At 54.2% G+C, this 23,361-nt stretch carries 23 protein-coding genes; 13 read left to right on the forward strand and 10 right to left on the reverse strand.

Annotated features, from left to right (window positions below; translation table 11 throughout):
• Window positions 1–3: 3 nt before the first annotated feature.
• Window positions 4–687, reverse strand: a complete 684-nt coding sequence (locus E3E28_RS06070; protein WP_167914432.1) for a DUF4152 family protein — start codon at window positions 685–687, stop codon at window positions 4–6.
• A gap of 64 nt (window positions 688–751) precedes the next feature.
• Here E3E28_RS06070 and E3E28_RS06075 point away from each other — a divergent pair, with 64 nt between their 5' ends.
• Window positions 752–1,126: a hypothetical protein gene (locus E3E28_RS06075; RefSeq protein WP_167914433.1), complete on the forward strand. Its 375-nt coding sequence runs from the start codon at window positions 752–754 to the stop codon at window positions 1,124–1,126.
• Between the two features lie 6 nt (window positions 1,127–1,132).
• On the opposite strand, the gene E3E28_RS06080 is transcribed toward E3E28_RS06075, so the two are convergent.
• The gene (locus tag E3E28_RS06080; RefSeq protein WP_167914434.1) at window positions 1,133–1,450 is read right to left on the reverse strand and encodes a hypothetical protein; all 318 of its coding nucleotides are present in this window, start codon (window positions 1,448–1,450) and stop codon (window positions 1,133–1,135) included.
• A 47-nt stretch (window positions 1,451–1,497) separates the two neighbouring features.
• Between E3E28_RS06080 and E3E28_RS06085 the strand changes: the two genes are divergently transcribed.
• Complete coding sequence (locus E3E28_RS06085; protein ID WP_167914435.1) at window positions 1,498–2,535, forward strand: AI-2E family transporter; 1,038 nt, start codon at window positions 1,498–1,500, stop codon at window positions 2,533–2,535.
• Here E3E28_RS06085 and E3E28_RS06090 read toward each other — a convergent pair.
• Both E3E28_RS06090 and E3E28_RS06095 read right to left on the reverse strand, forming a co-directional pair.
• Window positions 2,471–3,007 (reverse strand): nicotinamidase, encoded by a 537-nt coding sequence (locus E3E28_RS06090; protein ID WP_167915258.1) that lies wholly within the window; start codon window positions 3,005–3,007, stop codon window positions 2,471–2,473. The genes E3E28_RS06085 and E3E28_RS06090 overlap by 65 nt on opposite strands.
• A 46-nt stretch (window positions 3,008–3,053) precedes the next feature.
• Window positions 3,054–3,458, reverse strand: a complete 405-nt coding sequence (locus tag E3E28_RS06095; protein ID WP_342764475.1) for a DUF2240 family protein — start codon at window positions 3,456–3,458, stop codon at window positions 3,054–3,056.
• Between the two features lie 45 nt (window positions 3,459–3,503).
• Here E3E28_RS06095 and E3E28_RS06100 point away from each other — a divergent pair, with 45 nt between their 5' ends.
• From E3E28_RS06100 to E3E28_RS06115, 4 genes are all read left to right on the forward strand, one after another.
• Window positions 3,504–3,890, forward strand: coding sequence for a PaaI family thioesterase (locus tag E3E28_RS06100; protein WP_167915260.1), 387 nt, complete (start codon window positions 3,504–3,506; stop codon window positions 3,888–3,890).
• A 49-nt stretch (window positions 3,891–3,939) separates the two neighbouring features.
• Complete coding sequence (locus tag E3E28_RS06105; RefSeq protein WP_167915261.1) at window positions 3,940–4,227, forward strand: PadR family transcriptional regulator; 288 nt, start codon at window positions 3,940–3,942, stop codon at window positions 4,225–4,227.
• Between the two features lie 2 nt (window positions 4,228–4,229).
• A complete protein-coding gene (locus E3E28_RS06110; RefSeq protein ID WP_167914436.1) occupies window positions 4,230–5,399 on the forward strand; it encodes an MFS transporter in 1,170 nt (389 codons plus the stop codon).
• 87 nt (window positions 5,400–5,486) lie between these two features.
• On the forward strand, window positions 5,487–6,473 hold the full coding sequence (locus E3E28_RS06115; protein ID WP_167915262.1) for an asparaginase: 987 nt from the start codon (window positions 5,487–5,489) through the stop codon (window positions 6,471–6,473).
• On the opposite strand, the gene E3E28_RS06120 is transcribed toward E3E28_RS06115, so the two are convergent.
• Window positions 6,457–6,669 (reverse strand): hypothetical protein, encoded by a 213-nt coding sequence (locus E3E28_RS06120; RefSeq protein ID WP_042692738.1) that lies wholly within the window; start codon window positions 6,667–6,669, stop codon window positions 6,457–6,459. The genes E3E28_RS06115 and E3E28_RS06120 overlap by 17 nt on opposite strands.
• 82 nt (window positions 6,670–6,751) lie before the next feature.
• Between E3E28_RS06120 and E3E28_RS06125 the strand changes: the two genes are divergently transcribed.
• On the forward strand, window positions 6,752–9,076 hold the full coding sequence (locus E3E28_RS06125; RefSeq protein WP_167914437.1) for a PEGA domain-containing protein: 2,325 nt from the start codon (window positions 6,752–6,754) through the stop codon (window positions 9,074–9,076).
• Here the strand turns inward: E3E28_RS06125 and E3E28_RS06130 are convergent.
• Together E3E28_RS06130 and E3E28_RS06135 are read right to left on the reverse strand one after the other, a co-directional pair.
• Window positions 9,073–9,327 (reverse strand): hypothetical protein, encoded by a 255-nt coding sequence (locus tag E3E28_RS06130; protein ID WP_167915263.1) that lies wholly within the window; start codon window positions 9,325–9,327, stop codon window positions 9,073–9,075. The genes E3E28_RS06125 and E3E28_RS06130 overlap by 4 nt on opposite strands.
• A 46-nt stretch (window positions 9,328–9,373) precedes the next feature.
• Window positions 9,374–11,596 carry a DHH family phosphoesterase gene (locus tag E3E28_RS06135; protein ID WP_167914438.1) on the reverse strand — a complete coding sequence of 741 codons (2,223 nt, stop codon included), beginning with the start codon at window positions 11,594–11,596 and terminating at the stop codon, window positions 9,374–9,376.
• 273 nt (window positions 11,597–11,869) lie between these two features.
• On the opposite strand from E3E28_RS06135, the gene E3E28_RS06140 reads away from it, so the two are divergent.
• On the forward strand, window positions 11,870–14,002 hold the full coding sequence (locus E3E28_RS06140) for a methyl-accepting chemotaxis protein (protein ID WP_167914439.1): 2,133 nt from the start codon (window positions 11,870–11,872) through the stop codon (window positions 14,000–14,002).
• Here the strand turns inward: E3E28_RS06140 and E3E28_RS06145 are convergent.
• Window positions 13,999–15,147: an MFS transporter gene (locus E3E28_RS06145; protein WP_167914440.1), complete on the reverse strand. Its 1,149-nt coding sequence runs from the start codon at window positions 15,145–15,147 to the stop codon at window positions 13,999–14,001. The two genes, E3E28_RS06140 and E3E28_RS06145, sit on opposite strands and share 4 nt — an antisense overlap.
• Window positions 15,148–15,256: 109 nt before the next feature.
• The gene (locus E3E28_RS06150) at window positions 15,257–16,729 is read right to left on the reverse strand and encodes an S-layer protein (RefSeq protein ID WP_167915264.1); all 1,473 of its coding nucleotides are present in this window, start codon (window positions 16,727–16,729) and stop codon (window positions 15,257–15,259) included.
• A gap of 69 nt (window positions 16,730–16,798) precedes the next feature.
• Here E3E28_RS06150 and E3E28_RS06155 point away from each other — a divergent pair, with 69 nt between their 5' ends.
• From E3E28_RS06155 to E3E28_RS06175, 5 genes are all read left to right on the forward strand, one after another.
• Entirely contained in the window at window positions 16,799–17,317 is a 519-nt protein-coding gene (locus E3E28_RS06155) for a DUF2391 family protein (protein ID WP_223211973.1), read from the forward strand.
• Window positions 17,318–18,340: a DUF3226 domain-containing protein gene (locus E3E28_RS06160; RefSeq protein WP_167914441.1), complete on the forward strand. Its 1,023-nt coding sequence runs from the start codon at window positions 17,318–17,320 to the stop codon at window positions 18,338–18,340.
• 261 nt (window positions 18,341–18,601) lie between these two features.
• On the forward strand, window positions 18,602–19,090 hold the full coding sequence (locus E3E28_RS06165; RefSeq protein WP_167914442.1) for a GNAT family N-acetyltransferase: 489 nt from the start codon (window positions 18,602–18,604) through the stop codon (window positions 19,088–19,090).
• Window positions 19,087–20,154, forward strand: a complete 1,068-nt coding sequence (locus tag E3E28_RS06170; protein ID WP_167914443.1) for an alanine/ornithine racemase family PLP-dependent enzyme — start codon at window positions 19,087–19,089, stop codon at window positions 20,152–20,154. Before E3E28_RS06165 ends, E3E28_RS06170 begins: the two co-directional genes overlap by 4 nt.
• 133 nt (window positions 20,155–20,287) lie before the next feature.
• Window positions 20,288–20,989, forward strand: coding sequence for an HAD family hydrolase (locus E3E28_RS06175; RefSeq protein ID WP_167914444.1), 702 nt, complete (start codon window positions 20,288–20,290; stop codon window positions 20,987–20,989).
• A gap of 9 nt (window positions 20,990–20,998) precedes the next feature.
• On the opposite strand, the gene E3E28_RS06180 is transcribed toward E3E28_RS06175, so the two are convergent.
• On the reverse strand, window positions 20,999–23,320 hold the full coding sequence (locus E3E28_RS06180) for a DNA polymerase (protein ID WP_167914445.1): 2,322 nt from the start codon (window positions 23,318–23,320) through the stop codon (window positions 20,999–21,001).
• Window positions 23,321–23,361: the final 41 nt, after the last annotated feature.

Here is a 23,361-nt window from a genome sequence, read left to right on the forward strand (position 1 = left end):
CCCTTACTCCCTCCAAACCTCAAGAACCATGAAGCGCCTCACGAGCGGGTTCGGATACAGCTCCCAGCCGATTCCCTCTGTTTCCGCTTCAATTTCCCCGAAGAGACCGCCCTCGCGCGGGTCGAGGCTTTCCCCGTAGATTTTTCCGGGCCTTATCTCGACCTTCATGTAGCGCGGGAGGCCGACGATGGCTTTCCCTTCCTTCCTCGCGTACTCGATGGCCCACTTCGCCGTGTACAGGCCAGCGTAGATTTCCGCTATCCTAACGGGGACGCTCGACTTGCCGATGGCTATTATCTCTATCCCCGTCTCCTCCCAGAACTTCTTCGCCAGTGGCTGGAGGTCCTTCGCGAGGTCTTTCCACACCTCCTTCCCGCGGTCGGTTATCGTTAAAGCGTCAATGGTCGGCTCGTCGAGCTTTCTCACCTCTATCCCGCCGATGGTCGAGTCGAGGTGGATGACATCCGGCTTGACATCCCTCGCAAGCTCCACCGCGAGGAAAGCCTCGTCCCGGATGGCCTGCCTCCCGCTCATGTCGTAGTCGAAGGGGTTGGCGTAGCGAACCCTGCTGAGCGTCGCGGTTCTGTAGGGCTTCTCAACCAGTACTGCCGCCGTTGCAATGAGTCCTATCGGCTCGTAGTCCTCCGTTAGTAGGGCCCCACCCGTGTCGGCTGAAACAATCCTCATGGCAATCACCGTTAACGACCAATTACCGATATACTCCTGAGTTCAAATACCTATGGTGAGACCGATGGATGGGACAGTTTATGAAGCTTTGGGGAAGTACGTTGACAGCTTATCCAACTCCCTGTACCTTGGGGCGACCCGGGGCAGGGTTTACCTTGAGGGTGAACCTGTAACCCCGGAGGATGTAAGGCTTTCGCTGTTTTTCTCAGGAAAATCAATAGAGATAAGCTCCCTGTGGGGAAGGAAAAAGCACGGAGCGCTCTACTTGAGGGGCTCTCCAAAGGTTCGCTTCCGTTCCGGGAGGATTGAGTTGCTCTTCCTGACGAGAATGGGCCACGTCCTCGTGAGACTTAGGGCGGGCAGGGGCTTTGCAAAAGTCCTTGCGAACACTGCCTCCCAGTGTAGCGGGGGCATTGGCTCGCTCTGGGTCAGAGGCTGAGTCTCGTCACCGCTCGGAACTCGGCAAACTCATCATCCCCTTCAGTTCTTCCAGCTCTTCCCTTAAAGCTCTTGCCGTTTCCTTGCTTCCCGTCAGGGATGAATACTTTCTCAGGGCCTCCTCAAGCTTAGGCCATTTTCCAAGGAAACCGCTGAGCCTCTCGGCCGGAACGAGCATTCCGGTTTCCCTGTAAACCACCAGTGCGCCGAGCGTTTTCAGGGCGTCGAGAAGGGCCTCGAAGGCCTCGCCGTATCGGCCCTCTTCAATCAGCCTATCGCCTCTCTCAAGGTATGAGGTGAACCTCTCAACCAGTGCCTCTTCCATACGACCACCGGCGGGTTTTTATAGGACTCCCTAATAAAAGTTCTGAGATGAAGGCCGAGGAACTCGTCTGGGGCGCGGTTATAGCAATCATCCTCTACGTAACCTGGAGGGTAGTGCATCCCCTCGTGACGCCCATATTCTTCGGGTTCGTTCTGGCCTATGCATCATACCCGATTCAGCGCAGGCTCTCAGTGAGGCTCGGAAGGAAGCGCTCCGCCCTCGTGATAAGCCTTTCAATGCTCGTCTTTGGCGGAGCACTGACACTGGAACTCCTCCTCGTCTCTGTTCAGGTTCTCATGTCCTTTTACGAGGGCATCGTGAACGTCTTCAACTGGCTTCTGACCCTTCCGCTACCCTCGGACGTCCTCAACTTCCTCCAGCACTTCCAGGACCAGGTGGTCCCTAGGATAGCCGATTACCTCTCAAGGCAGGCGTTCTCCCTGCCCTCCTACCTCCTCCAGCTCTTCGTGTTCTTCTTCACCTACTACTACGCCCTCGCCTACGGGGAGGAAATCCGGGCCCAGATATACGCCCTTCTGCCCGAGAAAAACCGCGAACTCGGCGAGGAAATCCTGCGGAGCGTGAACAAAACCCTCTCCGCCCTCGTTAGGGCATGGCTCCTCCTCAACGTGGCCAAGGGAATCCTGATGACAATCGGCTTCATAATCTTCCGCGTTTCAGACCTCTACACGGCCATAGTCGCCGGTTTCCTGACGTTCGCCTTTTCCTTCGTCCCCCTCTTCGAGGGCTGGATGATTTGGCTCGCGGCGGCGATATACTTTGCGGTCAAAGGCGCTTATCTACACGCCCTCGGAATAGCTCTCTACGGATTCATTCTCGTCTCCCCGATGCCCGACTACACGATAAGGCCCATGCTTGTGGCGAGAGACACGGAGCTCGACGAGACCCTCGTGTTCATAGGTATGATTGGAGGAACCTGGGCGATGGGGCTGAAGGGCCTTATAATAGGACCAATCGTGTTAAACCTGCTCCTCGTCCTCCTAAAAGAATGGAAAAGGCTCACAGAATCTTCACGCCGGCCTTCTCAAGCTCCTCAAGAGCTTTCTTCTCGTCCTCCGGGTTGATGCCCTTTACCGCGTCGCTCAGGAGATAGACCTCGAAGCCGTGTTTGAGGGCGTCTAAGGCCGTTGCCTTTACGCAGTACTCCGTCGCAACACCGCAGACGTAAACCCTCTTAACGCCCTTCTCCCTGAGTATCTCTGCCAGGTTCGTCCCCTCGAAGCCGGAGTAGGCTTCCTTGTCTGGCTCGGTGGCCTTGGAGATTATCACCGCGTCCTCTGGCAACTCGACGACGAACTCCGCCCCCTCGGTTCCCTGAACGCAGTGCTTCGGCCAGGGGCCTCCCTGTTCCTTGAAGCTGATGTGGTTTTCCGGGTGCCAGTCGCGCGTCGCCACTATCAGCGCTCCCTTCTCCTTGAACTTCCTGATGTACTCGTTGACCTTCGGGATTATCCTGTCGCCGTCGGGAACCGGCAACGCTCCGCCGGGCATGAAATCCCTTTGCATGTCCACTACGATGAGGGCCTCCTCGGGCATGGGCTTCACCAATTACAGAATCGGGGTGGAGGTTAATAAGGGTTAATCAGACGTCAATCCTGTCCCTGAACTTCGACATGTCAACGCCCTTCTCAAGACCGAAGAGGTAAGCTAAAATCCGCTCGTCCAGGTTACCGTAACGCTCGCGCAGTGCCCTTATCCCCTCCATCACCTCGAGCTCCGTCCAGCCGAGGGCCCTCGCTATGTGGACGACCATCTCCCCGAGCAGGTTTTCCGGCTTCTCGGCCTCCTCCAGGGCCTCAATCCTCGCGTGGAGCTTTCCCTCACGCTCCTCAAGGAGACCCTCCTTAATCCACTCCTCAATCACCGCCTTTGCTTCGCCCACCGAGAAGCGCCTGAGCCGGAAGCTCAGGATTCCGACCAGCTCACTCCTCGTGAACTCGGTTGAGCCCTTGACCTGGACTGCTTCCTTGAGCGGGTGCATAGGCATCAAGCTTTTTAGGGTTCCAGGATAGATAAACTTTTGGTGTGGGAAATGGAGCAGAGGACGCATAAACTAACCTCTGAGAGGCTCGTTGGGAGGCCGTTGAAAATCGAACCCGGAAAAGCTGAGGTCGAGCTTTTAACTACCGAGGAGATGGCGGTTGACGAGTACGGCCTCGTGCACGGTGGTTTTACCTTCGGCCTGGCCGATTACTCTGCTATGCTCGCCGTTAACGAGCCCACCGTCGTCCTCGGAAAGGCCGAGGTGAAGTTCCTCAAGCCCGTTAAGGCCGGTGAAGGGCTGATAGCTAAGGCAGAGGTAATCGAAGACCTCGGGCGTAAAAAGATTGTCAAAGCCGAGGTTTTCAATGAGAAAAACGAGAAGGTCTTCGAGGGAACGTTCCACTGCTACGTCCTTGAAAGGCACGTGCTTGAGTGACCCAAAATTTTTTAGGCATAGATATCGCACTTAGATATCGGTGTTCGATATGAAGTACCGGGACTTCCTAACGCTCCACATCCTCCACCACGCGAGGGAAGGAGTTACAGGCAGTTTCATGATGGAAGAACTTAGGAGGCACGGCTACAGACTCAGTCCCGGCACGATTTATCCCCTCCTCCATGAGCTCGAGCGAAAGGGCCTTCTCACGAGCAGGGAAGAGGTTCGGAACGGGAGGAGGGTTAGGGTCTACACGATAACAGAAAGAGGCATTAGGGCTCTTGGAGAGGGGAAAGAGAAGCTGAGGGAACTCTGTGAGGAGCTTCTGGAGGAATGAAGATGGACGAGAACGAAAAGAGGGTCTTCGGAATCAGCTGGAACGTCTTTCTCCTCGGCATCGTCAGCTTCCTCAACGACATGAGCAGTGAGATGATAGCGCCAATAGTTCCGGCTTACCTGACGGAGGTTCTCAAGGTCGGGAAGCTCGCGGGCGGTTCGATAATGGGCCTCATCGAGAGCGCGAGTTCGCTATTCAAGGTGGTTTTCGGCTACTTCAGCGACCGCTTTAGAAAGCGTAAGGCCTTCGTGTTCACAGGCTACGCGCTCTCAACGCTCTCCAAGGGGTTGCTTGCCTTCTCGCGTGGCTGGCTCGACTTCCTCGCGCTCAGACTGCTCGACAGGACGGGGAAGGGAATACGAACGGCCCCGCGCGACGCTCTAATAGCCGAGTCAAGCAACGGAAAAACCGGAAAGTCCTTCGGCTTCCACAGGATGATGGACACCCTTGGCGCGGTTGCCGGTCCCCTCGTGGCGGTTCTGCTAATCGGACTCCTCTCCTACCTGCCGAAGGAAACCCTCTATCGGAGGATTTTCCTCCTCTCCGCCGTCCCAGGACTGCTGTCGCTCCTCATAATAGCGCTCTTCGTCAGGGACAGGGGTGGAGAAGTTAAGAGGAAAATAACCGCTATCTCGTCACTACGGAGCCGTTCCCTTCAGCTCTTCCTTGCGGTTGTCGCCATAGGGACCCTCGGAAGGTACAGCTACGCCTTTACCCTCTGGAAGGCCGAGGAGCTCGGCTACACGGTTCTACAGGGCTCTGCCTTCTACGCGCTCTTCAACCTCATCTACGCCCTCTCAGCTTATCCAATAGGAGTTTACTCGGACAGGGTGAGCAAGAAGGCCTTAATCGGCGTTGGCTTCCTCCTCTCGGCCCTCGCAAGTCTCTGCTTTGCCTTCGCGAGGGACCTGACACTTTTGCTCCTCGCCTTCGTCCTCTACGGCCTCTACATGGCGGTGATTGACACGGTTCCGAGGGCGTACATGGCTGAGCTGGCAGGGGAGGGCGAGAAGGGGACGGTTATAGGTGCCTACCACACTGTGGTTGGAGTATTTGCCTTCCCTGCCTCGCTGATTGCCGGCTACCTCTGGAGTGCCTACTCCTTAACCTACAGCTTCCTCTTCGCCTCCGCCATGGCCTTCCTGGCCTTCGTCCTGCTCCAGTTTGATTGACGTTCTGCCAATTTTTTCTGTCCCTTTTTGTTCATTTCCCGTCAAAAAGACTAAAAACTGTGGGGCCTACTCGGCACGGTGGTGGGAGTGAGGATTCTAATAATCGGTACCGGCGGGACGATAGCGAGCGCGAAGACCGAGAAGGGTTACAAAGCCACGCTGAGCGTCGGCGAGATACTGGAGATGGCCGGAATAAAAGGCGACGGCGTTGAGATAGAGGCGAAGGACATACTCAACCTCGACAGCACGCTGATTCAGCCCGAGGACTGGATAACGATTGGAAAGGCCGTTTTTGAGAGCCTGAACGACTACGATGGAATCGTCATAACCCACGGAACTGATACCCTCGCCTACACCTCTTCGGCATTGAGCTTCATGCTGAGGAACGTTCCAATTCCAGTAGTTCTGACTGGCTCGATGCTCCCCATAACTGAACCCAACAGCGACGCGCCGAGGAACCTGAAAACGGCACTAACCTTCGCGATGAAGGGCTTTCCGGGAATATACGTCGCCTTCATGGACAAGATAATGCTCGGCACGAGGGTTTCAAAGGTGCACTCCCTTGGCTTGAACGCCTTCCAGAGCATAAACTATCCCGACATTGCTTACATCAAGGGCGAGGAGGTAGTTATAAGGCACAAGCCCGAGCTTCCCGCCGGAGAGCCGTCCTTCGACCCGAGGATAGACCCAGAGGTTGTCCACGTTCGCCTAACGCCGGGCCTTTCGCCGGAGGTCTTTCTCGCGGTTGCAGAGAAAGTTCACGGCATAGTTCTCGAAGGCTACGGCGCCGGGGGGATTCCCTACCGCGGGCGGAACCTCCTCGAGGCCGTCTCAAAGGTCGCCCGCGAAAAACCCGTGGTCATGACGACGCAGGCCCTCTACGGTGGCGTTGATTTGACGCGCTACGAAGTTGGCAGAAGGGCCCTTGAGGCCGGCGTTATTCCGGCTGGAGATATGACGAAGGAGGCAACGCTCGTTAAGCTCATGTACGCCCTCGGCAGGTCGAGGGAGGTTGAAGAAGTGAGGAGGATAATGGAGAAAAACCTCGCCGGGGAGCTCAGCTCAGCTTTTTGAGCTCCTCGTCGCCTATTATGAGGGGCCTCTCGGCCTCTATGACGTAGCTCAGCTTCCACTCAACCTCTCCCCTGTTCATGAGCTCTGCGTAGCGCTTTGCCTTCTCTTCGGCTTCCTCAAGCGAGGAAGCCTCGACGATTCTCCTGACGTACCACTTTCTGTCTCCAAACCTGAGCTTGAACTCGGCCATGAACATGGGCATCACCGTTTCTGTCTCCCCAGAAACATTTAAAACTATAATGGACTCTTGGAGTCTGTGCATACGAGGTGAGGGAGTTATGAGAATTGGACGGATAGTTCTAACAATTGTCTTACTCTCCATTCTATCCACGGGTTATGTCTCGGGCGCGGGACTGGGAACGGATGTGACGGTTGCGGGATACATTGTTAACGGTAAGGCCCCTACCCTTGTAATGGAACAGAATGGGGGCTACGGTTTCCTCGTTTTCTTTGATAACACTACCACTTGGGCATTTGTTAGATTGGACACCGATATGCACATCACCCCCATTCGTGTGTATCACGTTTTGGAGCCCAAAGGCCATGTTGTCTATCCTACCTCGCTGATTCCATACAAGAATGGGTTTTTGGTTGCCGGTAATATTGACGTTAGAAGTAACTCTTCCAGTTCTCATTGGGGATTCTGGCTGGCGTACTTTGATAAAAGTGGAAACGTTGTGTGGGAGAGGGCTTACCTGACCCGCTTTACCTCCTCCGTCTCAAGGATTATCGTTGATAACTCCACGGGGAAAATCCTGCTGGTGGGTAGTGGATGCTTTTACTCAGGTAGTGACGGGTTCATTGGGGTGTTCAACCCTGAAACCCGGAAGCTTGAGAAGCTCGTTGCCCTCGGTGGTATATATGCCGATGGGATTGACGACGTTATAGTTCTCAGGGATTCATACGTTGTGGTGGGGAGCTCCTGGAGTCTGGGCGATATCCAGGGAAAACCCTTCGTGGTGAGGTTTACGAAGGACTTCAGCGTTCTGAACTCTGTCGCGTTTACACTCCTCGATGGCGGAACTCCCGTGAAGTCTGCTGACTGGTGGGCGACTTACACCAGCTACTCCAACGGCACGATTAGACTCTTTGGAAAGTTTCTCGTTGAAAAATACGGCCAGAAGAGGGTTACCCTGCAGAAAAGCGGGCTGTGGTGGATGACCCTTGATAACAACTTCGACCTCCTCAATTACTCGTTCAAGGAAGCCACTGTCAACTCCAGCCCCATTGAGCTCGGTTATTCCGGGGTTTTCAAACTGTACCACCTGCCCTCTTCCAACGACTCTATGATAGTGTCTGGGGTTTACCTCGACTATGAGCGGTTCTTCGTGGGCTGGATTCACAACAGTTCGATAGACGGCTACTTCGTGAACGTCAACCGTTCTCCTGTGGATTACTATAACTCACTCATTCCGCCGTTTACCCCTGTTTTTAAGTTGGATAACTCCCTTGTTCTTACGTTAACTGCCCAAAGGTACTCCGACGTAAACTTCAAAGCGTACAGTCCTCTCCTGGCCATTAGAATTCCCTACACCAAGCTCCACAATCCCGTGGCGCTGAGAAAGAATTTCCTCTACGGTGGAAACTTCTCGATAAAACTCAAGAACGCGGGTTTCAGGGTAAAGGAGAGCAGGTACGTTGTCCCCTACAGTATAAAGCTCCTCAACGTTGAGATACATCCTGGCAATATTAGCATTGTTCCCGTCGATTCCATGTTAAATATTGTCGAGCTCAGGGACCCAAAGCCAATGGTTAAGGTGGACATATTCCAGGACTCTGACTCATCTTTCCCAAGCGATGCCACTATTTACATAGACGGCACTAAAATTAACATTAGCTCCTCTGCGGCCACCCTTTATCTCTTCCCGGGGAAACATAATGTGACTATAACAAAACAGGGTTTCATACCCCATAATGAGACAATTGACCTGCAAGCGTTTGTGAGATATGGCTTTGATATTAGTACTCTTGCATCGTTTTTACGGCTTTCAGTCTCCCCGGAAAACACCACTATCAAAATAATATGTCCTCCATCGTATCAGCCCGACTATCGGTTCACCTTTAACATCACTTCCAAGATAAAGGGGATAATACTACCAACCGCTTATTACTGTCTCGTAACTGCCGTTAAAGATGGCTACGTCCCGCAGTCAAAGGAGATATGGACTTTCAATGTCATGAACCTCACCTTCAACCTTACACCTGAGCCTGTTAGCCTGACGATTTCCAGCAATCCCCCGGCTGAGGTTTTTGTAAACGGGAAATCCTACGGCAGAACGCCCAAGAACCTGTCCCTCAATCCCGGAAACTACACCGTAGTCCTATCGAAGCAGGGTTATCAGAACTATTCCGTTAACCTAACACTCAAGCCAGGGGAGAGTAAAAGCCTTAGCGTCACACTTACTCCTTTAGAGAACTCCACCACGAGCCCAACGAGCACTTCCACTCCCGTTGCCCACAATGCGACTTCCAGCATTACCTCGAGCACTCCGGTCCAAAACACCAGTGTACAACCGTTAAATGGGGAAAGAAACGTGTGCGGGCCGGCGTTTATAGTTGTGCTGGCCCTGCTGGCGCTGATAGCTGGGCGAAAAAGAACCTAAGGCTCAACCGCCAGGTAACGGCCGTCCCTCTCGAAGGCCTCGAAGACCTTTCCCCCTTCTTTCGTTTTTAGCTCGACGAGAACCTTCTTTGGGGGTTCCTCAACCTCGGCCTCAACCCTCTGATTGCTGAGAACCTGAATGAACGCATCGCCAAGTCTCTCGAACTCAAAAACGAGGTTTCCGTCCTCCCATCTCGTACCGCGGAAGTTCACTCCGCCCATCCTGAAAGTTACCTCAAGAACTATCTTCAAAGCTTTCACCGGGATAATTAGGGGAGGGAGGTTAAAAAGGTTGGCCTCAGGCCTTCTTCAGCTTCACGACTTCCTTGGCGAACTCCTCAAGCACCTCCTTGCGCATGCCCTCGAAGAACTTTATTGACCCCGCGTAGCTGTGGCCACCGCCCTCGATTCCCGCCGATGGGAGCTTCTCCTGGAGCCTCGGGATTATCTCGTTGAGGTCGAAGTTGTAGGCGGACATTCCATCGCTGGCCCTAACCACGGCGAAGTCCGGGCCGTAGGCAAGGGTCAGGATTGGACTGTCTTCACCGTACTTCTCCTTGAAGTGGTCGTGGATTAAACCGCTCAGCTTGCCCGGAGAAGGATAGCTGAACTTCGGCGCGAAGAGCTCCACGTCGATGGTGTTGAACCTTATGCCGTTGGGTAGGACGACGCTCTTGACGTGCGGTAGCGATGCCTTCAGCGCTTTCTCCTGCTTCTCTTTGACCTCTGGATAAATCGCGTTTATCAGCTCGCGGTGCCTCTGCAGGTTGCCGGTCAGAAGGAGAATCTCGTCAATGATTCCGTGCCCGTCCATGAACTTCCAGTAGAAGGCCTCGTGGTCTATGACCTCGGCAATCTTCTTCAGGTCCTCCTCGGTGAGGCCCTTCGCCTTCTTGGCAATCTCGAGGTACTGGTAGAACTCCGGAGCTTTGCTCCTGTCGCCGGTTCCAGCGATGGCAGGCAGGTGCTTTATCTTGTCCTCAACGTCGGGGTTGACGAAACGGGCCACCTCAGTTGCCAGCATTCCAGCGGTTAATTCGTAGTAACCGCGCTTGACGTGGTGCGGATTGACGTGGACATCAACGTACTCATCGACCTTAGCTTTGTCCTCGCTCACCCACTCGCGCGGGTCGTGGTGGTCTATGACCACTATTGGAACCCCGTAGGCCTTTATCCTCTTGTAGGCAGGAATGTCCTCGCTCGTTCCGCCGTTGTCCACTATGACGACGAGCGGGAGCGGGTCTCCGAACTTCTCATGGTCCTCGACCATGAATATTATGTCCTTGAGCACATCTTCCAGCTCGTAGAAGGGAGCCCTGCTCGGTCTGCGCTTGAAGAGCTTCCACCTCGCCTGCGGGTCCGGGGAGATGCTCTCTATCAGCGGGACTATCGCGTATTCAAGGGCCAGACCGGAAGTGTAACCATCGGCATCGGAGTGGTGCCTCAGGAGAATCGGCCTGCCCTCGAAGATTGCCCTCCTAATCATGAAGGCGGCCTTCATAATCTTCGGCTTGAGCTTCTCGAGAACCTCGCTCTGGACGAGGAAGCCCACATCTTTGGGCTGTGCCCTCTTGTCGAGCTCGGCTTCTATCTGCTGTTTAACCCTCGCTGCATCAGGTCCCCAGAGCCTCGCCATGTCGCTGACTTCAATCTGAATCTCGCCCGAGTGGAAGGCTATCTTGCCTATGACCTCAACGATGTCGCCGACCTGGATGTTGGGGTAAGCTCTAACTCCAGGAGCCTCGAAGGCGGCCGCCCAGGTTATTCCAGTTCCGTCGGTTATCGTGAAGACCGTTGGCCCGCCGGTGACCTGTATCTGCGTAACCTTACCCTGTATCCTCACGGTCTTTCCGGCCATGTCCTTGCTGAGCTCGGCTATCGGCGTTACGGGGAGTTCCTTCTTGACGACGACGGTCTTGTAGTGCCTCTGTGGTGACTCGATGAGGTCTATCTCCCTCTTGTCGGGCCTGACGTCGAGAACCTGGACGATTATCTCCTGTCCCGGCAGGTACTCCCTTCCGCCGAGGAGGTCCTTCCTCTTGATTAGACCGACGACGTGCGGGTTGAGCCTGACGAAAACTCCGAAGCGCTCGACCCTGTCAATCGTTCCCTTGTAGAGACTGCCGATTTCCACATCTTCGTAGTCGCAGGTCTTGTCGAGTATGAAGACGACCTTGTACTTCCTGAGGCAGTCCGGGCAGACCCACGTCGTTTCCATTCCCGGCTCCCAGGGCTCTTTTATCTTGCCACAGATGTCACAGACGAGCACCTTGCCCGTTCCGCCACAGGTTGGGCAGGTGTCGTAAACGGGAACCGTTCCCTTGCCGTGGCACTCGGGGCAGGGTATCTCGTCAACCTCGTCCTCGACGCCGAGGTGGTCGAGGTTTCTGTAACCTTTCAGCTTTTCGCCTATCTTGAAATCAGCCGGAACGTAGCCCCAGCCCTCGCAAACGGGGCACTCCTTCTCGCCTACCTTCACCTTTCCCGTTCCGTGGCACTCGGGACAGTCCTTAACCGCCATCCTCTCACCCCGCTTAGGTTACGGCTTTGGCTTAAAAACGTTAGCAGGTTCCCGCTTTTACTGTCTCTATTTCGTGGTTCGAACCTACACGATGTCCTACACAAATCGCTTAAAAATTGCTTGAATTAATGATTTCTGGGGGAGTAAAGCCGAAATAGCAAAATGGGGGGTTTACGAGTGAGATTCCGACAAAAACTTTACTTTGTTTTGATTGGCACTATGATAACTGTTATGGTTGTTATGGCATTAGCTCAGTTGAGAGGAATTGAAACCATGAGAACTACTGTAGAAAACACTGTTGGGCCGGTGATAACCGACCAGGCTAACCACATTGCGCTTCTTGAAAGCGAGAAGTACGCCCTGATGATAGACGAGAGGCTCAGTCCCCTCCAGCTCGTTGCTGACTCCTATGCCAAGTCCATAGCGAGCGAGTACGCGGTCAACGAGTACCTGCCAGGGTACACCAGCACCCAGACGTTTTGGAACACGGTTGAAAAGAAGCTGACGGAGCTAAAGAACTCAGAGGGGGACATTATCAACGCCTACTACGCTGACAGCACGGGAAGGATTGAGATAGTTCCCCCCGCCCAGCTTCCCCAGGACTACAACGCCACCCACTCGAGCTGGTACCGCCGTGCCGTTGAGAACGGCCCCTTCTGGATGGAACCCTACACCGACATAATCACGAACAAGACCGTGATAAGCTACATTACCCCCGTCGTCTACAACGGAACCGTTGTTGGTGTCCTTGGTATAGACGTTGACTTCTCCGCTCTCTCAAGGGAGATAGTCTCCACGCGCATCGGGAAGACCGGCTACCTCTTCGTTCTCAGCCCCAACGGTACTGTTGTTATTCACCCCAACGAGAGCCTGGTGGGCAAGCTCAACGTGTTCACGAACGAGAGCTACGCTCCCCTTGCCAATGCGATGAAGAGGGAGGAGCAGGGAGTTGTTGAGCTCGACCTCAACGGGAAAACGATGGTCATGGCGTTTGCGAGGAGCAAGGTTACCAACTGGACGATAGTGGCCGCGGCTCCGAAGGATGAGCTCATCGGGGCGCTGGTTGAGTCCCTGAACACCGCCAAGTCAGAGGCGTCGAGGAACCTCATCTTCAGCCTTGGCCTTGCCTCGCTGATAGCCTTCGGCCTCGTGCTCGCGGGCGTTCAGTACCTGAGAAAAGCGTTGAAGCCGATAGAAGAACTCACGAACGCGGCGGAGCTGATAGCCGAGGGCAGGCTCGAGGAGGCCAAGAAGGTCGTTGGGTCCATCGACTACCCCTACCGCGACGATGAGATTGGAAAGCTCCTTACCGCCTTTGAGGCAATCTCGCGCGACGTTATCGGAACCCTCAATGGCGTCATCCAGAAGCTTGAACGCCTCGCCGAGGGCGACCTGAGCAACGGTTTGAGCGTCGAGGCCAGGGGAGACCTGAAGAACATAATAAAGGCCCTCCGCGAAACGTCGGCCAAGATGAGAACGCTGATAGGCAACATCCGCCACATCGGTCTACTGCTCGACCAGCAGGCGGGAGAACTGGCGCAGATTGCCGAAAACGTCCGCGGTTCAATGGAGCAGGTTGGTGAAGCCATAGAGCAGGTGAGCATTGAGGCGCAGAGGCAGCAGGAGAGCATCAACGAGATTACCGAGGGAATGCGCCTCGTCGCCCAGGTCACAGAGGAGACCTCGAGCATAATGGAGGAGTTTGAGAGGGCCGTCGAGGAGGTTACGAGGACGGCATCTGAGGGTGGACGGAAGGGTGATGAGGCCATACGGGACGTTGAGAGTATCAAGCGCTCGATGGACTTCATTGACGAGGCCGTACGGGCAGTAAGCGAGATGAGCAAGAGGATAGGTGAGATAACTCAGACGATAGGTAACATTGCCGAGCAGACGAACTTACTCGCTTTGAACGCCGCGATAGAGGCGGCACGTGCCGGGGACGCTGGAAAGGGCTTCGCGGTGGTTGCCCAGGAAATCCGCGGTCTGGCAGAGGAGAGCAAGGAAGCCGCCGAGAAAATACGCGAAATCATAGCCGAGATGGACGAGAAGGTCCGGAGGGCCGTTGAGGAGACCGAGAAGGGTGTTGATACTGTCTCAAGCTCTACCGAGACCCTAAAGGAGAGCCTCGGCTACCTCGGATACATAGCGGAGATGATTGGCTCGATAGGCGAAAGGGTCTCTGAGGTAAAGGAGCAGGCAGAGAGGACAAAGGAGGAAGTCGAGAAGGCCCTTAGGGCCCTTGAGAACCTCGCCGCGAGCGCCGAAGAGACAACAGCCTCTGCCGAGGAGGTCAGCTCGGCGATGCAGGAGCAGAGGGCCGAGATAGAGGCCCTGAGTGAGGAGGCCAGGAAGCTCAAGGAGATAGCGCGGGAGCTCCGTGAGAACGTGGAGCAGTTCCGCCTCTAATCCTCTTTTTTGAAGGTTTCCCAGAAGACCGCCATCGAGAGCGAGTAAAGTATGGCCGTTATGAAGAAAGGCCACGTGAGCGAGACGTCGAAGATGAAGCCTCCGATGAACTGGCCCACCCCAAAGGTGGCCGTCCAGGAGAGGTTGTTGAGCGCCATCGCGGTTGAGCGCTCCTCCTCGCTGAAAAAGCCCATCATGAAGGAGCTCCATATCGGGTTGACTATGTTCATCAGGATTGTCCTGACGGTGTACAGAAGCGCCGCGACCGGAAAGCTCGGGGAGAGGGGCATCAGGGCAATCAAAGCGCTCGCGCTACCGTTGAAGGCCACGATGGTCTTCACACTGCCCATCCTGTCCGCGATGATTGGGAGGAGGAACGTGCCGAGACCCATTATGAACTGCTGAACCGCGAAGAGCCAGCCGATGCTCTCAAGGCTCGTCCCAAAGCGCTGGTTGAACCACAGCCCGACGTAGGGTATCGCTATTCCGGCTCCAAGGCCGATTAACGCCTGCGGAACCGCGAACTTCGCGATTCTCCTGAGGATTTCTCCCCGGAGCTTTATCCTCCTTCCGCCGTTGAGTACTGGCCTCGTGGGAAGGATTACCAAAAAGCGGAGGGGGATGACAAGCAGGACAAGGGCGAACGTTTCCCTGTACGTCAGCCACTTTGGTAGAACTCCGGCGATGATTAGTCCAACCGCCGAGCCGATGGTTCCGAGGGCCGAGGACAGGCTGAACAGGTAGTGCCTCTTCTCGTCGCTCACCTCTCCGCTTAGGAGGGAGGTGAAGGAGGGGCTCTCGAAGGCAAGGCCAACTCCAACGAGGGCACCGCCGATGGCCAGGGGCAGGAGGGAAGGAAATGCCGCCTGGATGGCCCTCCCTGAGAACATAAGCCCCAGTCCGAGGAGGATGGAGCGCTTGTAGCCGAGCCTCGCGCTCAAAGGGCCTGAGAAGAGGAGCGCCACAGCTTGGGAGAGTGTTGAAGCTGAGAACACCACACCGACGTCGCCGTAGGTGTAGCCGAGGGACTTCATATAGAAGGGCAGGATGAACCACGCTATGTTCCCGCCCAGCCAGGCGATGAACGAATAGGCCACAAGCAACCACGCGTCCCTGGAAAAGCCCCTGTATTTCTGCAGAGACATGAACGCTTAGATGGCTATCGAGTATATAAAACTTGTGAGAATCGGGCGTGATGGGCTGGGGAGATTTTGAAAACGGGAAAAAGTGGGACAATTGATAAGACGGTGGGAATCAGCCCGCGGACTTGATGAACTCCTCAACGGCCTTCGCGGTTTCGCGGTAGGTCTTTCCTGCAAGGATTACCACGTAGTAGTTCGGGTTGTACGGGTTCTTGAGCTTGGCCACGATGTAGCCCTTGCTCATGAGCTCGTTCTTGAGCTCGTTGACCTTGTCTGTGCCGTAAGCTTTCTCAAGAACCTCCCAGGCCTTGTTGCTAACCCAACCGCCGATTATCACGACGTTTTTGTCCTTCGGAAGGCCGTTGTCGAGGATGTAGGTGTCGTTGACTATGAGGGAGTTTACGTCGTTAGTTGCCGTCACTGCCGGTGCGGTAATCGAGACGCTCTTGGTGACGTAGGTGGTTCTAACGAAGCGGTATCCAAGGATTCCAGTTATTGCCCCGCCGTCCGCGGTTCTGTTGAAGACCGGGACGAGCTTGAGGTTCCAGCTCTTTATTGGAATCTGGAGTGCCGAGTTAGAGCCCACGAAAACCGTTGGGTACTCTGTCCCGTTGACGTGGAGGTATAGCACGTAGAGGTTGTTCTCCGGCTGGATGTCCCAGACCCACTGACCGCTGTAAACGTCACCGTCTCCGTACTGTCTGACCTTCTTGTAGAACCAGTAGTCGTATGTTACCATCTTCGCCTGGTTTATCCCTATGAAGAAGTCAGTGGGGGTGAACAGGAAGATTTCCTTGGCGCCTTCCTTAAGTAGGGTGTCAATCTCCGTGGTGGGGCTGGAGGTGTAGCTCTCGAACTTGAATGTGCCGTTGGAGAGAATGTACATCAGGTAGTAGGTGCCCTTCAGAAGGCTCGTGAGCTTCACACTTCCACCGGGGTAGTAGAGCTCGACGAGGGTCTTCATCTGGTTGGTATCGATGTCTATGAAGTGAATCTTCCAGCTTCCCATTTTCACCCAGTCGCCGAGCGAGCTCGTGTTGCCTGTTGAGTACTGGTAGTTGTAGAAGTACATGACGTCCCGTCCGTCAACGTTCGTGTAGACGACCTTGTAGTTGCCCCCGATATCGAGGGGTGTGGTGTTCTCATTAAAGATTATCTCAACGCTCCTGTCGAGAAACTCCGCGGCGTGCTTTGTGGAGTTGTAGAGCACCCTTGAGAAGTTAACCCTCAGAACAACGGCGTCCCCGACTGGTTCCGTGCCAAAGTTCAGCCCGAGGTCGGGCATGTCGTCACTTGTCAGCACATACGTCTGGTTTTCGTCACTTATAAGGACACTGTGATATTCAACAGGAACTTTGACAGTCTTTGTGTACGTCTTTGTCTCGATGCCATTCAGAACAAGAAAGGCTCCGAGCTTTGCGCCCGCTATCGCGTCTTCGTTTATGTGAAGGGGCGTGTTGTTGACGACTTTGGTTGTTGGGAGAACGATAATCGTGTTTGCGGAGTTAAATCCTGCACTTGCCAGGGGCACTGCCAGAAGAACGCTAACAATAAACACCGCCATCACGGCTTCAATTCGTCTCATCAGCTTCACCGTTCTTTTTACTCAACGTCAACCTTTATAACCGTTCCCGGGAAAGGGTTTTCCGCGATGATGAGTGAATCCAATGCTGACGGGATGATGAACCCCGAACCTGAGCGAGAGGTGGTTGAACTGGAGAAACTCCGGAAGAGCGTTGAAGAGCTAACAAGACAGGTTGCCAGGCTGGAGGAGAGAAGAAAGCCCGACTCCCTCGGCTGGGACGACATAGCCCAGGAGATAGTGGGGGCGATAACCTTCGCGCTCCCCTTCATCTTCACCGGCGAGGTCTGGGACGTGGCAAAGGACATCTCGGTCGAGCGTTCGCTCGCCATCTTTCTCATGACGATTGGCCTCGCTTATCTGTTCCTAACGAAGGCCGGGCTCGGAAACCTGAAGCGCGAGGAAATCTTTCACGTCCCCAAGAGGCTTATAACCGTCGCCCTCATCTCCTACGCCGTTTCCGCGGTTCTAATCTACCTCTTCGGCATAGACTACATAGCCCACTTCGACGCGGTTCAGTACTTCAACGCGACGGTCATAATCAGCACCTTCGCGGTCATAGGCGCGATAGCGGTTGACATGGTGAGGTGAATGAAAGTAGTAACGGGAAAGCGCTGGGAGGCCTTCGCAGATAGTGCCGTTCTCTTCCCGGAGTACTCGAAGAACCGCGACGAGCTGATTAACTTCGTGAGCTCACTGAATGGCGACGAGACCATCGTCACGGCCAGTTTAGAGCTGATAGACCTGATATCGAACCGCTTTAGAAAAGGAGAGGAGAACGTTCTAATCTACTCGGACACCGGGAGGAGCATAACGCTCAAGGAGACCTACGAGCTGAGGAAATACCTCGACTTCGACGTCCGCGGAGGTTTCTCGGGGGAAAATGCCAAGGCGAGCGTACTCTTCGTCGAGGGGAAGACCGACGCCAAGTTCTTCAAGGCCGTCTTCAAGAAGCTCTTCGAGTTCAGGGAGAGCCGAAAGGCCCCGTACCAGTTCCGCTTCATAGAGCGCGTCTTTGAGCGCGACAACTTCGACCTCCTCGGACGGGAATCTGATGGGGTTTATCTCGCCGTCATCCCGAGCGAGGGCAACTCCGGGGTAATTAGAAACCTCGGAAACTTTCTAAGAGCCATGGAGGTCTTCGATTTCAGCGTTGACCGGCTCGGCGTTGCGGTTGACATCGACGAGAGCAGGGAAAGCGCACTCGCCTCGATAGCGGGGAAGCTCTCGGGCTTTGAGCATGGAACTACGGCGAGGGGCTACCTCGTCGGAAAAACCGAGGTGATTCCGCTCGTTATTGGACTGCCCTTCGAGGACGAGCTGATAGAGTGGAAGAAACCGACGGTCGAGGACCTGATGCTCCACCTCATCGAGCGCGAGGGACTGCTCGACAGAGTCAGGCCGGGACTTAAAGCCCTCAACGAGAGCCTCGGGAGAAAGCTCAAGCCCAAGGAAGTGATGTACCTCGCTCTATCTGCCTACGGCCACTGGGGCAACCTCGAGGGCTTCTACGAGCTGTTCGTCATGCGCTCCCGGTTTAGAAACCTCAAGGCGGTTCTGAGGGAAGCCGGGCTTATGGAGGGCCTCAGATACCTCGCATTCTCAGAGCGCTGAATTTTATGAAATAATTTTGTTACTTCATTAATTTGATTAATTTTACCCTACCCTTTCACTTATAACTGTGGTATCATGTTAACATTTAGCCACTTATTTGGATTAAATGGGATATAATTTGCCAAATAATAGGATATTTAGAGTTACTATTTTGTAATTTTGCCACATTTGTCCCCAACCGAAAAATACTTAAGTGTCGTGACATAATAGTACATCGAGTAAACAATATTACTTAAAAACATTGTAAATGGGGGTGTGTGTATGGCAGAAGCCATTAAAAGCGCGTATGTTACTGAGGAGTATGGAGACAGTAAAAGGACGTTGGTTGTTCTGCGGGGTCCAACCACGGTTCCACTTGACATCGAAACGTTTGTGGATACCCTCGACGAATGGCTTGGAGAGTTCAGTGACCCAAAAAATGAGATTCTCGAGGCAGTGTACAATGCATTGGCCAAGGGGTTCATACTTCTGGCGTATGAGGAGGGCGAACTCGCCGGAATAGCGGTGGTATCGAGGGTGTGCTTCGAAACTTTCTTCCCGAGGTATCATCTCTCGTACATAGCAACAAAGCCGGAGTTCAGGGGAAGAGGAATTGGAACGATGCTCCTTGAGAAGGTAAAGGAAGTAACCGGCGGTGATTTTTCACTCCACGTTGATGTCAAGAACACCAATGCCATCAGGCTCTACGAGAAGATTGGAATGAAAAAGAAGTACTACAGAATGCTTTATCGCGGGGGAACCACCGAATGAGTGAGTATCCCCGCCTTGTTGTAAATCTGAAAAAGATTGAAAAGAACACAAGAACCATTGTTCAGCTTGCTAAAAGACACGGAATGAACGTTGCGGGGGTTACAAAGGGAGTCTGCGGAAGCCCAGAAATTGGAAAGGCTATGTTGAATGGAGGTGCCTCATTTCTGGCGGATTCAAGGATTGAAAACGTTAAAAAGCTTCGAGAAGCCGGTATAAATGCTCCCATCATGCTTCTCAGACCCCCAATGATTAGCGAAGTGGACGAGGTCGTTAAGTACACTGATATGTCCTTGAACACCGAGCTCAAGACCCTCTGTAAGCTTTCAGAAGTCGCAATTGAACGCGGAACGACTCATGACGTGGTTCTTCTGGTCGAGATGGGTGAGAGGCGTGATGGAATATGCAGGGATGAACTCGAGGACTTCATCGACACTGCCCTAAGCTACGATGGCGTTGAGGTAAAGGGACTGGCTATGAACCTGGCATGTCTGACAGGGGTTATACCGACTGAGGACAAGATACACGAATTTGACTCGATAGTGAATCGAATTGAAGATAAATTTGGAATAAGGTTTGAGCTAATCAGCGGGGGAAACTCCGCAAACATACCCCTCCTGCTGGATGAACATCCGGATTCGAGGATAAACAACCTCCGTATCGGGGAAGCAATCTTGCTCGGGCACGACGCCGTTTATCGACGTCGGATTCCCGGAACTCATAGTGATGCATTTGTCTTAGAGGCAGAGGCAATCGAGGTTCGAAGGAAACCGTCCCTACCACAGGGGCAACTCGGAGAGAACGCATTCGGTGAAACACCGAAATTTAAAAATCTTGGTACGATTAGGAGGGCAATCCTCGCGGTGGGACGGCAGGACGTTGACCCAGAAGGCCTAAAGTCACCAGATGAAGTGAAGGTTCTGTGGAGTAGCAGTGACCATATGGTTGTCTATAACATCCCCAGAAAGTCCAGTGTAGGAGACAGGTTTGCATTTGTAATACGGAGTTATGGTGCACTATTACGTGCGTTTACAAGCCCATACGTGAAAAAGGAATTTGTACATTGAGCTATATTTATAGACTGCATTGGCCCTTTTGACTTGCATTTCTTTTTGTTTTGGTCTCTCTGACTATCCTAATTTATGTATACCACAAAAGAACTTTAAACCACATATGTTGTACTATGAGGAGGTGATAAAGGTGAAGCTCGTCTCATTCGACGTCTGGAACACCCTCCTCGACATAGAGGTCATGCTCGATGCCCTCACGGTGGAGCTGACGAAGCTCATGGGGGCATGCATACTCGACGTGGCCGAGGGAATAATGCTGACGCGCGAGAGGATAAAGGCCATGCGCGCCAGAGGTGAGGGTGACCCGAGGCGAGCTTTGGAGGAAAGCCAGGAGATGCTGGCAGATTTACTCGGAATAGACGTCGAGCTGGTGAAGAGAGCGGGAGCGAGGGCGGTCCTCAAGGTCGATGAGGCGATAGTGCTCCCCGGAGCCAAAAAGGCCCTCGAAGGCGTCAAGCGGAAGGGCCTGAAGGTCACCGTCACGGGCAACGTGATGTTCTGGCCGGGTTCATACACGAGGTTTCTCCTCGAGCGCTTCGGGCTCATGAACTACATTGACAGAACCTTCTTCGCCGACGAGGTCGGGGCCTTCAAACCTCTGCCAGAAATGTTCAGGAAACCTCTGGAGGCCTTCAACGTGAAGCCTGAGGAGGCCATACACATCGGCGACACAAAGGCGGAGGACTTTGAGGGTGCTCTAAAAGCGGGCCTCTGGGCGGTCTGGATTAATCCAGAAGCAGAAGGCGTGAGGAGAATCCACGAGAGGGGCTTCGAGGTGCCGAGCGTCGAGGGGATTTTAGAGGTTTTGGAGAGAATAGAAAACGGGGAATAACCCGTCTAATTACTTCTTCACCTTCAGCCACGCGCCCAAGCCGACCTGCTTCGTCTTCTGATACCTTAAGTCTTCCTTCCGGTAGCCGAAGGCTTTTAGAATCCTCTCCACCGCAGGGAGAACCTGGTTCTCGATGTAGTACTCCGCATCGTAGCGGTGCTTCGTCGGGTCGAACTTATCGGCTGGAATCGCCCTGTCGCCTATCCTTCCAGAGCCCCTGAGAACGATGTAGCTTATCACCGTGCCGGGCCGGATTTTCACTCCACGCGCCGCGAGCCTCTTCGCAACGGCAACGTGCGGGCCAGTAGCCTTGTAGTCCCTCAAATCGCGCGTTATCTGCTCGTGGATTACGAGCTTTTCGGGCGGAACCTCGTACTTGCTCAGTTTCTCCGTCACTTCCTTCACTATCCTGACGGCCTCCTCAACGTCACCGTGCTTGAGTATCGCCTCAAGAACCCTGGCCTGTGTCTCCTTCGCTATCTCGCTCCAGTCGCGCCTCACAATCTCGAGGCCCCTCGTGATTATCTTGCCCTCCTCGTCTATCACCGCGTACTTCTTCTTGGTCACGAAGAACCCCCTCACGTAGAAGCCCTCGTACTCGAGTTCGAGCAGGCCGGGTAGTTTCGCGTTGATGTACTTGAGGAACTCTTTGGCCTTCTTCTTCACGGTCTCGGCGTCTGCTCCGGGGATTGTCGCAAAAAATCCATCTGTGTCTGCGTAGAGCACTTTAAAGCCGAACTTTTCCTCTATTTCGCGAATGGTGGTTTCTATGTACTCCCTCCCCCATGCCGTAACGCTCTCGGCGCACTCCTTGCAGTACCACCGGGCCTTGGCGTAGCCGTAGTAGCCGTAGAAGCTGTTGGCGAGGATTTTGATAGCGCGTTGCCTGTAATCGAGGAGTTTCTTCTCCAGCGGGTCAACCGTTGCCTTCATCTTCCTCTTTATCTTCTGCCTCTCCTCAAGGAGGTCTCCTAAAAGGCTTGGTATAAATCCCGGGAAGTCCTTGCAGAACTTGTGTCCAACCTCGGGGGCGACGTCGTACTCCTTACAGCCCTCGCGGTTGAGCGTATCGGGCGAGACGTTGTGGGTTATTATGATTGAGGGGTACAGCGAGCGGAAGTCTAAATACACAATATTGTCCCACAATCCCCGCTCCGGCTCCTTGACATATCCCCCCGCGTAGCCTCCGCGCCGTCTTGCAAGTTCTTTCTCGTCGGGCTTGTTTGGGGCGAGCTCGTTTCTCTCGTAGGCCTTCCGGAGAAGGAACCACTCAACGAGGTTGCCCGTGCTCGAGCGTGAGACGTCCCAGAGGCTCTGGCCTATTAGCCTGGAAAGCTGGGCCTCCATCGGGAAGAACTCCCTTCCCAGCTCGTAGGTCACCTTCGCGTCCTCCATCGAGTAGCGCGCGACCCTTTCAAGGCCCTCCCCGCTCTCCCAGGCCTGTGCTATCTCCTCGGCGTAAACCTTCTCCTTGGGCTTTCCAAAGACCGCCTCGTAAACGGCCTCAAGGGTGTAGGTCGGGAGGTTTATCGTGCGCCTTATGACTGGATATAGGTCGAAGTGAATCCTGCCCTTCACCTCAACGGCAAAGCGGTCGCCCATGCGCTGGATTTTCGGCTCGCTCCCGTCCCTGCCGAGCGTGAACTTTATCCCGAGCTTCTCACAGCGCTTCTTCAGGTAGGCGAAGTCGAAGTTGTCGCCGTTGTAGGTGATGAGCACGTCGGGGTCCTTCTCCTTAACAATCCTGAGAAAGCGCTTAATCATCTCCTTCTCAGTTGAGACGACGTCCACATAGGGCAGGTCAATCTTCTTCCACGTTATGACCCTCGCCTCGTTCCCGTCGGCGTAGCTTATCATGAGAATCGGCCCGGTTCCAAACTCTTCACCCTCGTGATAGAGCGTTTCGATGTCGAAGGCGAGCATCGTAAGCTCCTCGTCGCCCTCCATCGGAATCAGGCCCTTATCAATGAGGTAGCGCTTGGCAAAGGGTATGTCGTACTCGTAGATGTCGATAACCGCGGGGTGGGCGCGTATTTTGTCTCGAATCGCCGGAACGTCCTGGGGGTGCGTGAAATAGAGCTTCCAGACCTCCACCGGCCTTCCGAGGAACTTCCTCTGCACCTTCTCGGCGCGCTTCACCCTGACGACCGTCCCGTGCCTCTTTGCCGTTACTTTCTTAACGTCCTCTATCGCCGAATCGTCCTTCAGAAGGGCGTAAAAGTACGGCTCGAAGGTTCTGTCGTACTCGATTTTAAACTCGCCGTTCTCCTTCTTGAAGACCCTTATCACGGGCTTCCCGTTCTCGGTGATGTAGTCGGTATCGAGAATCATGACTCACACCTAAAGGTTTTATCGAACCGAGGGCTAATAAA

The organism is Thermococcus sp. 21S9 (assembly GCF_012027635.1).
Lineage (GTDB): Archaea > Methanobacteriota_B > Thermococci > Thermococcales > Thermococcaceae > Thermococcus.

Coding starts and splice junctions, on each gene's coding strand:
- E3E28_RS06120 (WP_042692738.1), bottom strand. CDS start 6,669: ATGTTCATGGCCGAGTTCAAGCTCAGGTTTGGAGACAGAAAGTGGTAC.
- E3E28_RS06150 (WP_167915264.1), bottom strand. CDS start 16,729: ATGAGACGAATTGAAGCCGTGATGGCGGTGTTTATTGTTAGCGTTCTT.
- E3E28_RS06165 (WP_167914442.1), top strand. CDS start 18,602: ATGGCAGAAGCCATTAAAAGCGCGTATGTTACTGAGGAGTATGGAGAC.
- E3E28_RS06145 (WP_167914440.1), bottom strand. CDS start 15,147: ATGTCTCTGCAGAAATACAGGGGCTTTTCCAGGGACGCGTGGTTGCTT.
- E3E28_RS06080 (WP_167914434.1), bottom strand. CDS start 1,450: ATGGAAGAGGCACTGGTTGAGAGGTTCACCTCATACCTTGAGAGAGGC.
- E3E28_RS06170 (WP_167914443.1), top strand. CDS start 19,087: ATGAGTGAGTATCCCCGCCTTGTTGTAAATCTGAAAAAGATTGAAAAG.
- E3E28_RS06110 (WP_167914436.1), top strand. CDS start 4,230: ATGGACGAGAACGAAAAGAGGGTCTTCGGAATCAGCTGGAACGTCTTT.
- E3E28_RS06070 (WP_167914432.1), bottom strand. CDS start 687: ATGAGGATTGTTTCAGCCGACACGGGTGGGGCCCTACTAACGGAGGAC.
- E3E28_RS06125 (WP_167914437.1), top strand. CDS start 6,752: ATGAGAATTGGACGGATAGTTCTAACAATTGTCTTACTCTCCATTCTA.
- E3E28_RS06100 (WP_167915260.1), top strand. CDS start 3,504: ATGGAGCAGAGGACGCATAAACTAACCTCTGAGAGGCTCGTTGGGAGG.
- E3E28_RS06095 (WP_342764475.1), bottom strand. CDS start 3,458: ATGCCTATGCACCCGCTCAAGGAAGCAGTCCAGGTCAAGGGCTCAACC.
- E3E28_RS06075 (WP_167914433.1), top strand. CDS start 752: ATGGATGGGACAGTTTATGAAGCTTTGGGGAAGTACGTTGACAGCTTA.
- E3E28_RS06180 (WP_167914445.1), bottom strand. CDS start 23,320: ATGATTCTCGATACCGACTACATCACCGAGAACGGGAAGCCCGTGATA.
- E3E28_RS06155 (WP_223211973.1), top strand. CDS start 16,799: ATGAGTGAATCCAATGCTGACGGGATGATGAACCCCGAACCTGAGCGA.
- E3E28_RS06105 (WP_167915261.1), top strand. CDS start 3,940: ATGAAGTACCGGGACTTCCTAACGCTCCACATCCTCCACCACGCGAGG.
- E3E28_RS06090 (WP_167915258.1), bottom strand. CDS start 3,007: ATGCCCGAGGAGGCCCTCATCGTAGTGGACATGCAAAGGGATTTCATG.
- E3E28_RS06140 (WP_167914439.1), top strand. CDS start 11,870: ATGAGAACTACTGTAGAAAACACTGTTGGGCCGGTGATAACCGACCAG.
- E3E28_RS06160 (WP_167914441.1), top strand. CDS start 17,318: ATGAAAGTAGTAACGGGAAAGCGCTGGGAGGCCTTCGCAGATAGTGCC.
- E3E28_RS06085 (WP_167914435.1), top strand. CDS start 1,498: ATGAAGGCCGAGGAACTCGTCTGGGGCGCGGTTATAGCAATCATCCTC.
- E3E28_RS06135 (WP_167914438.1), bottom strand. CDS start 11,596: ATGGCGGTTAAGGACTGTCCCGAGTGCCACGGAACGGGAAAGGTGAAG.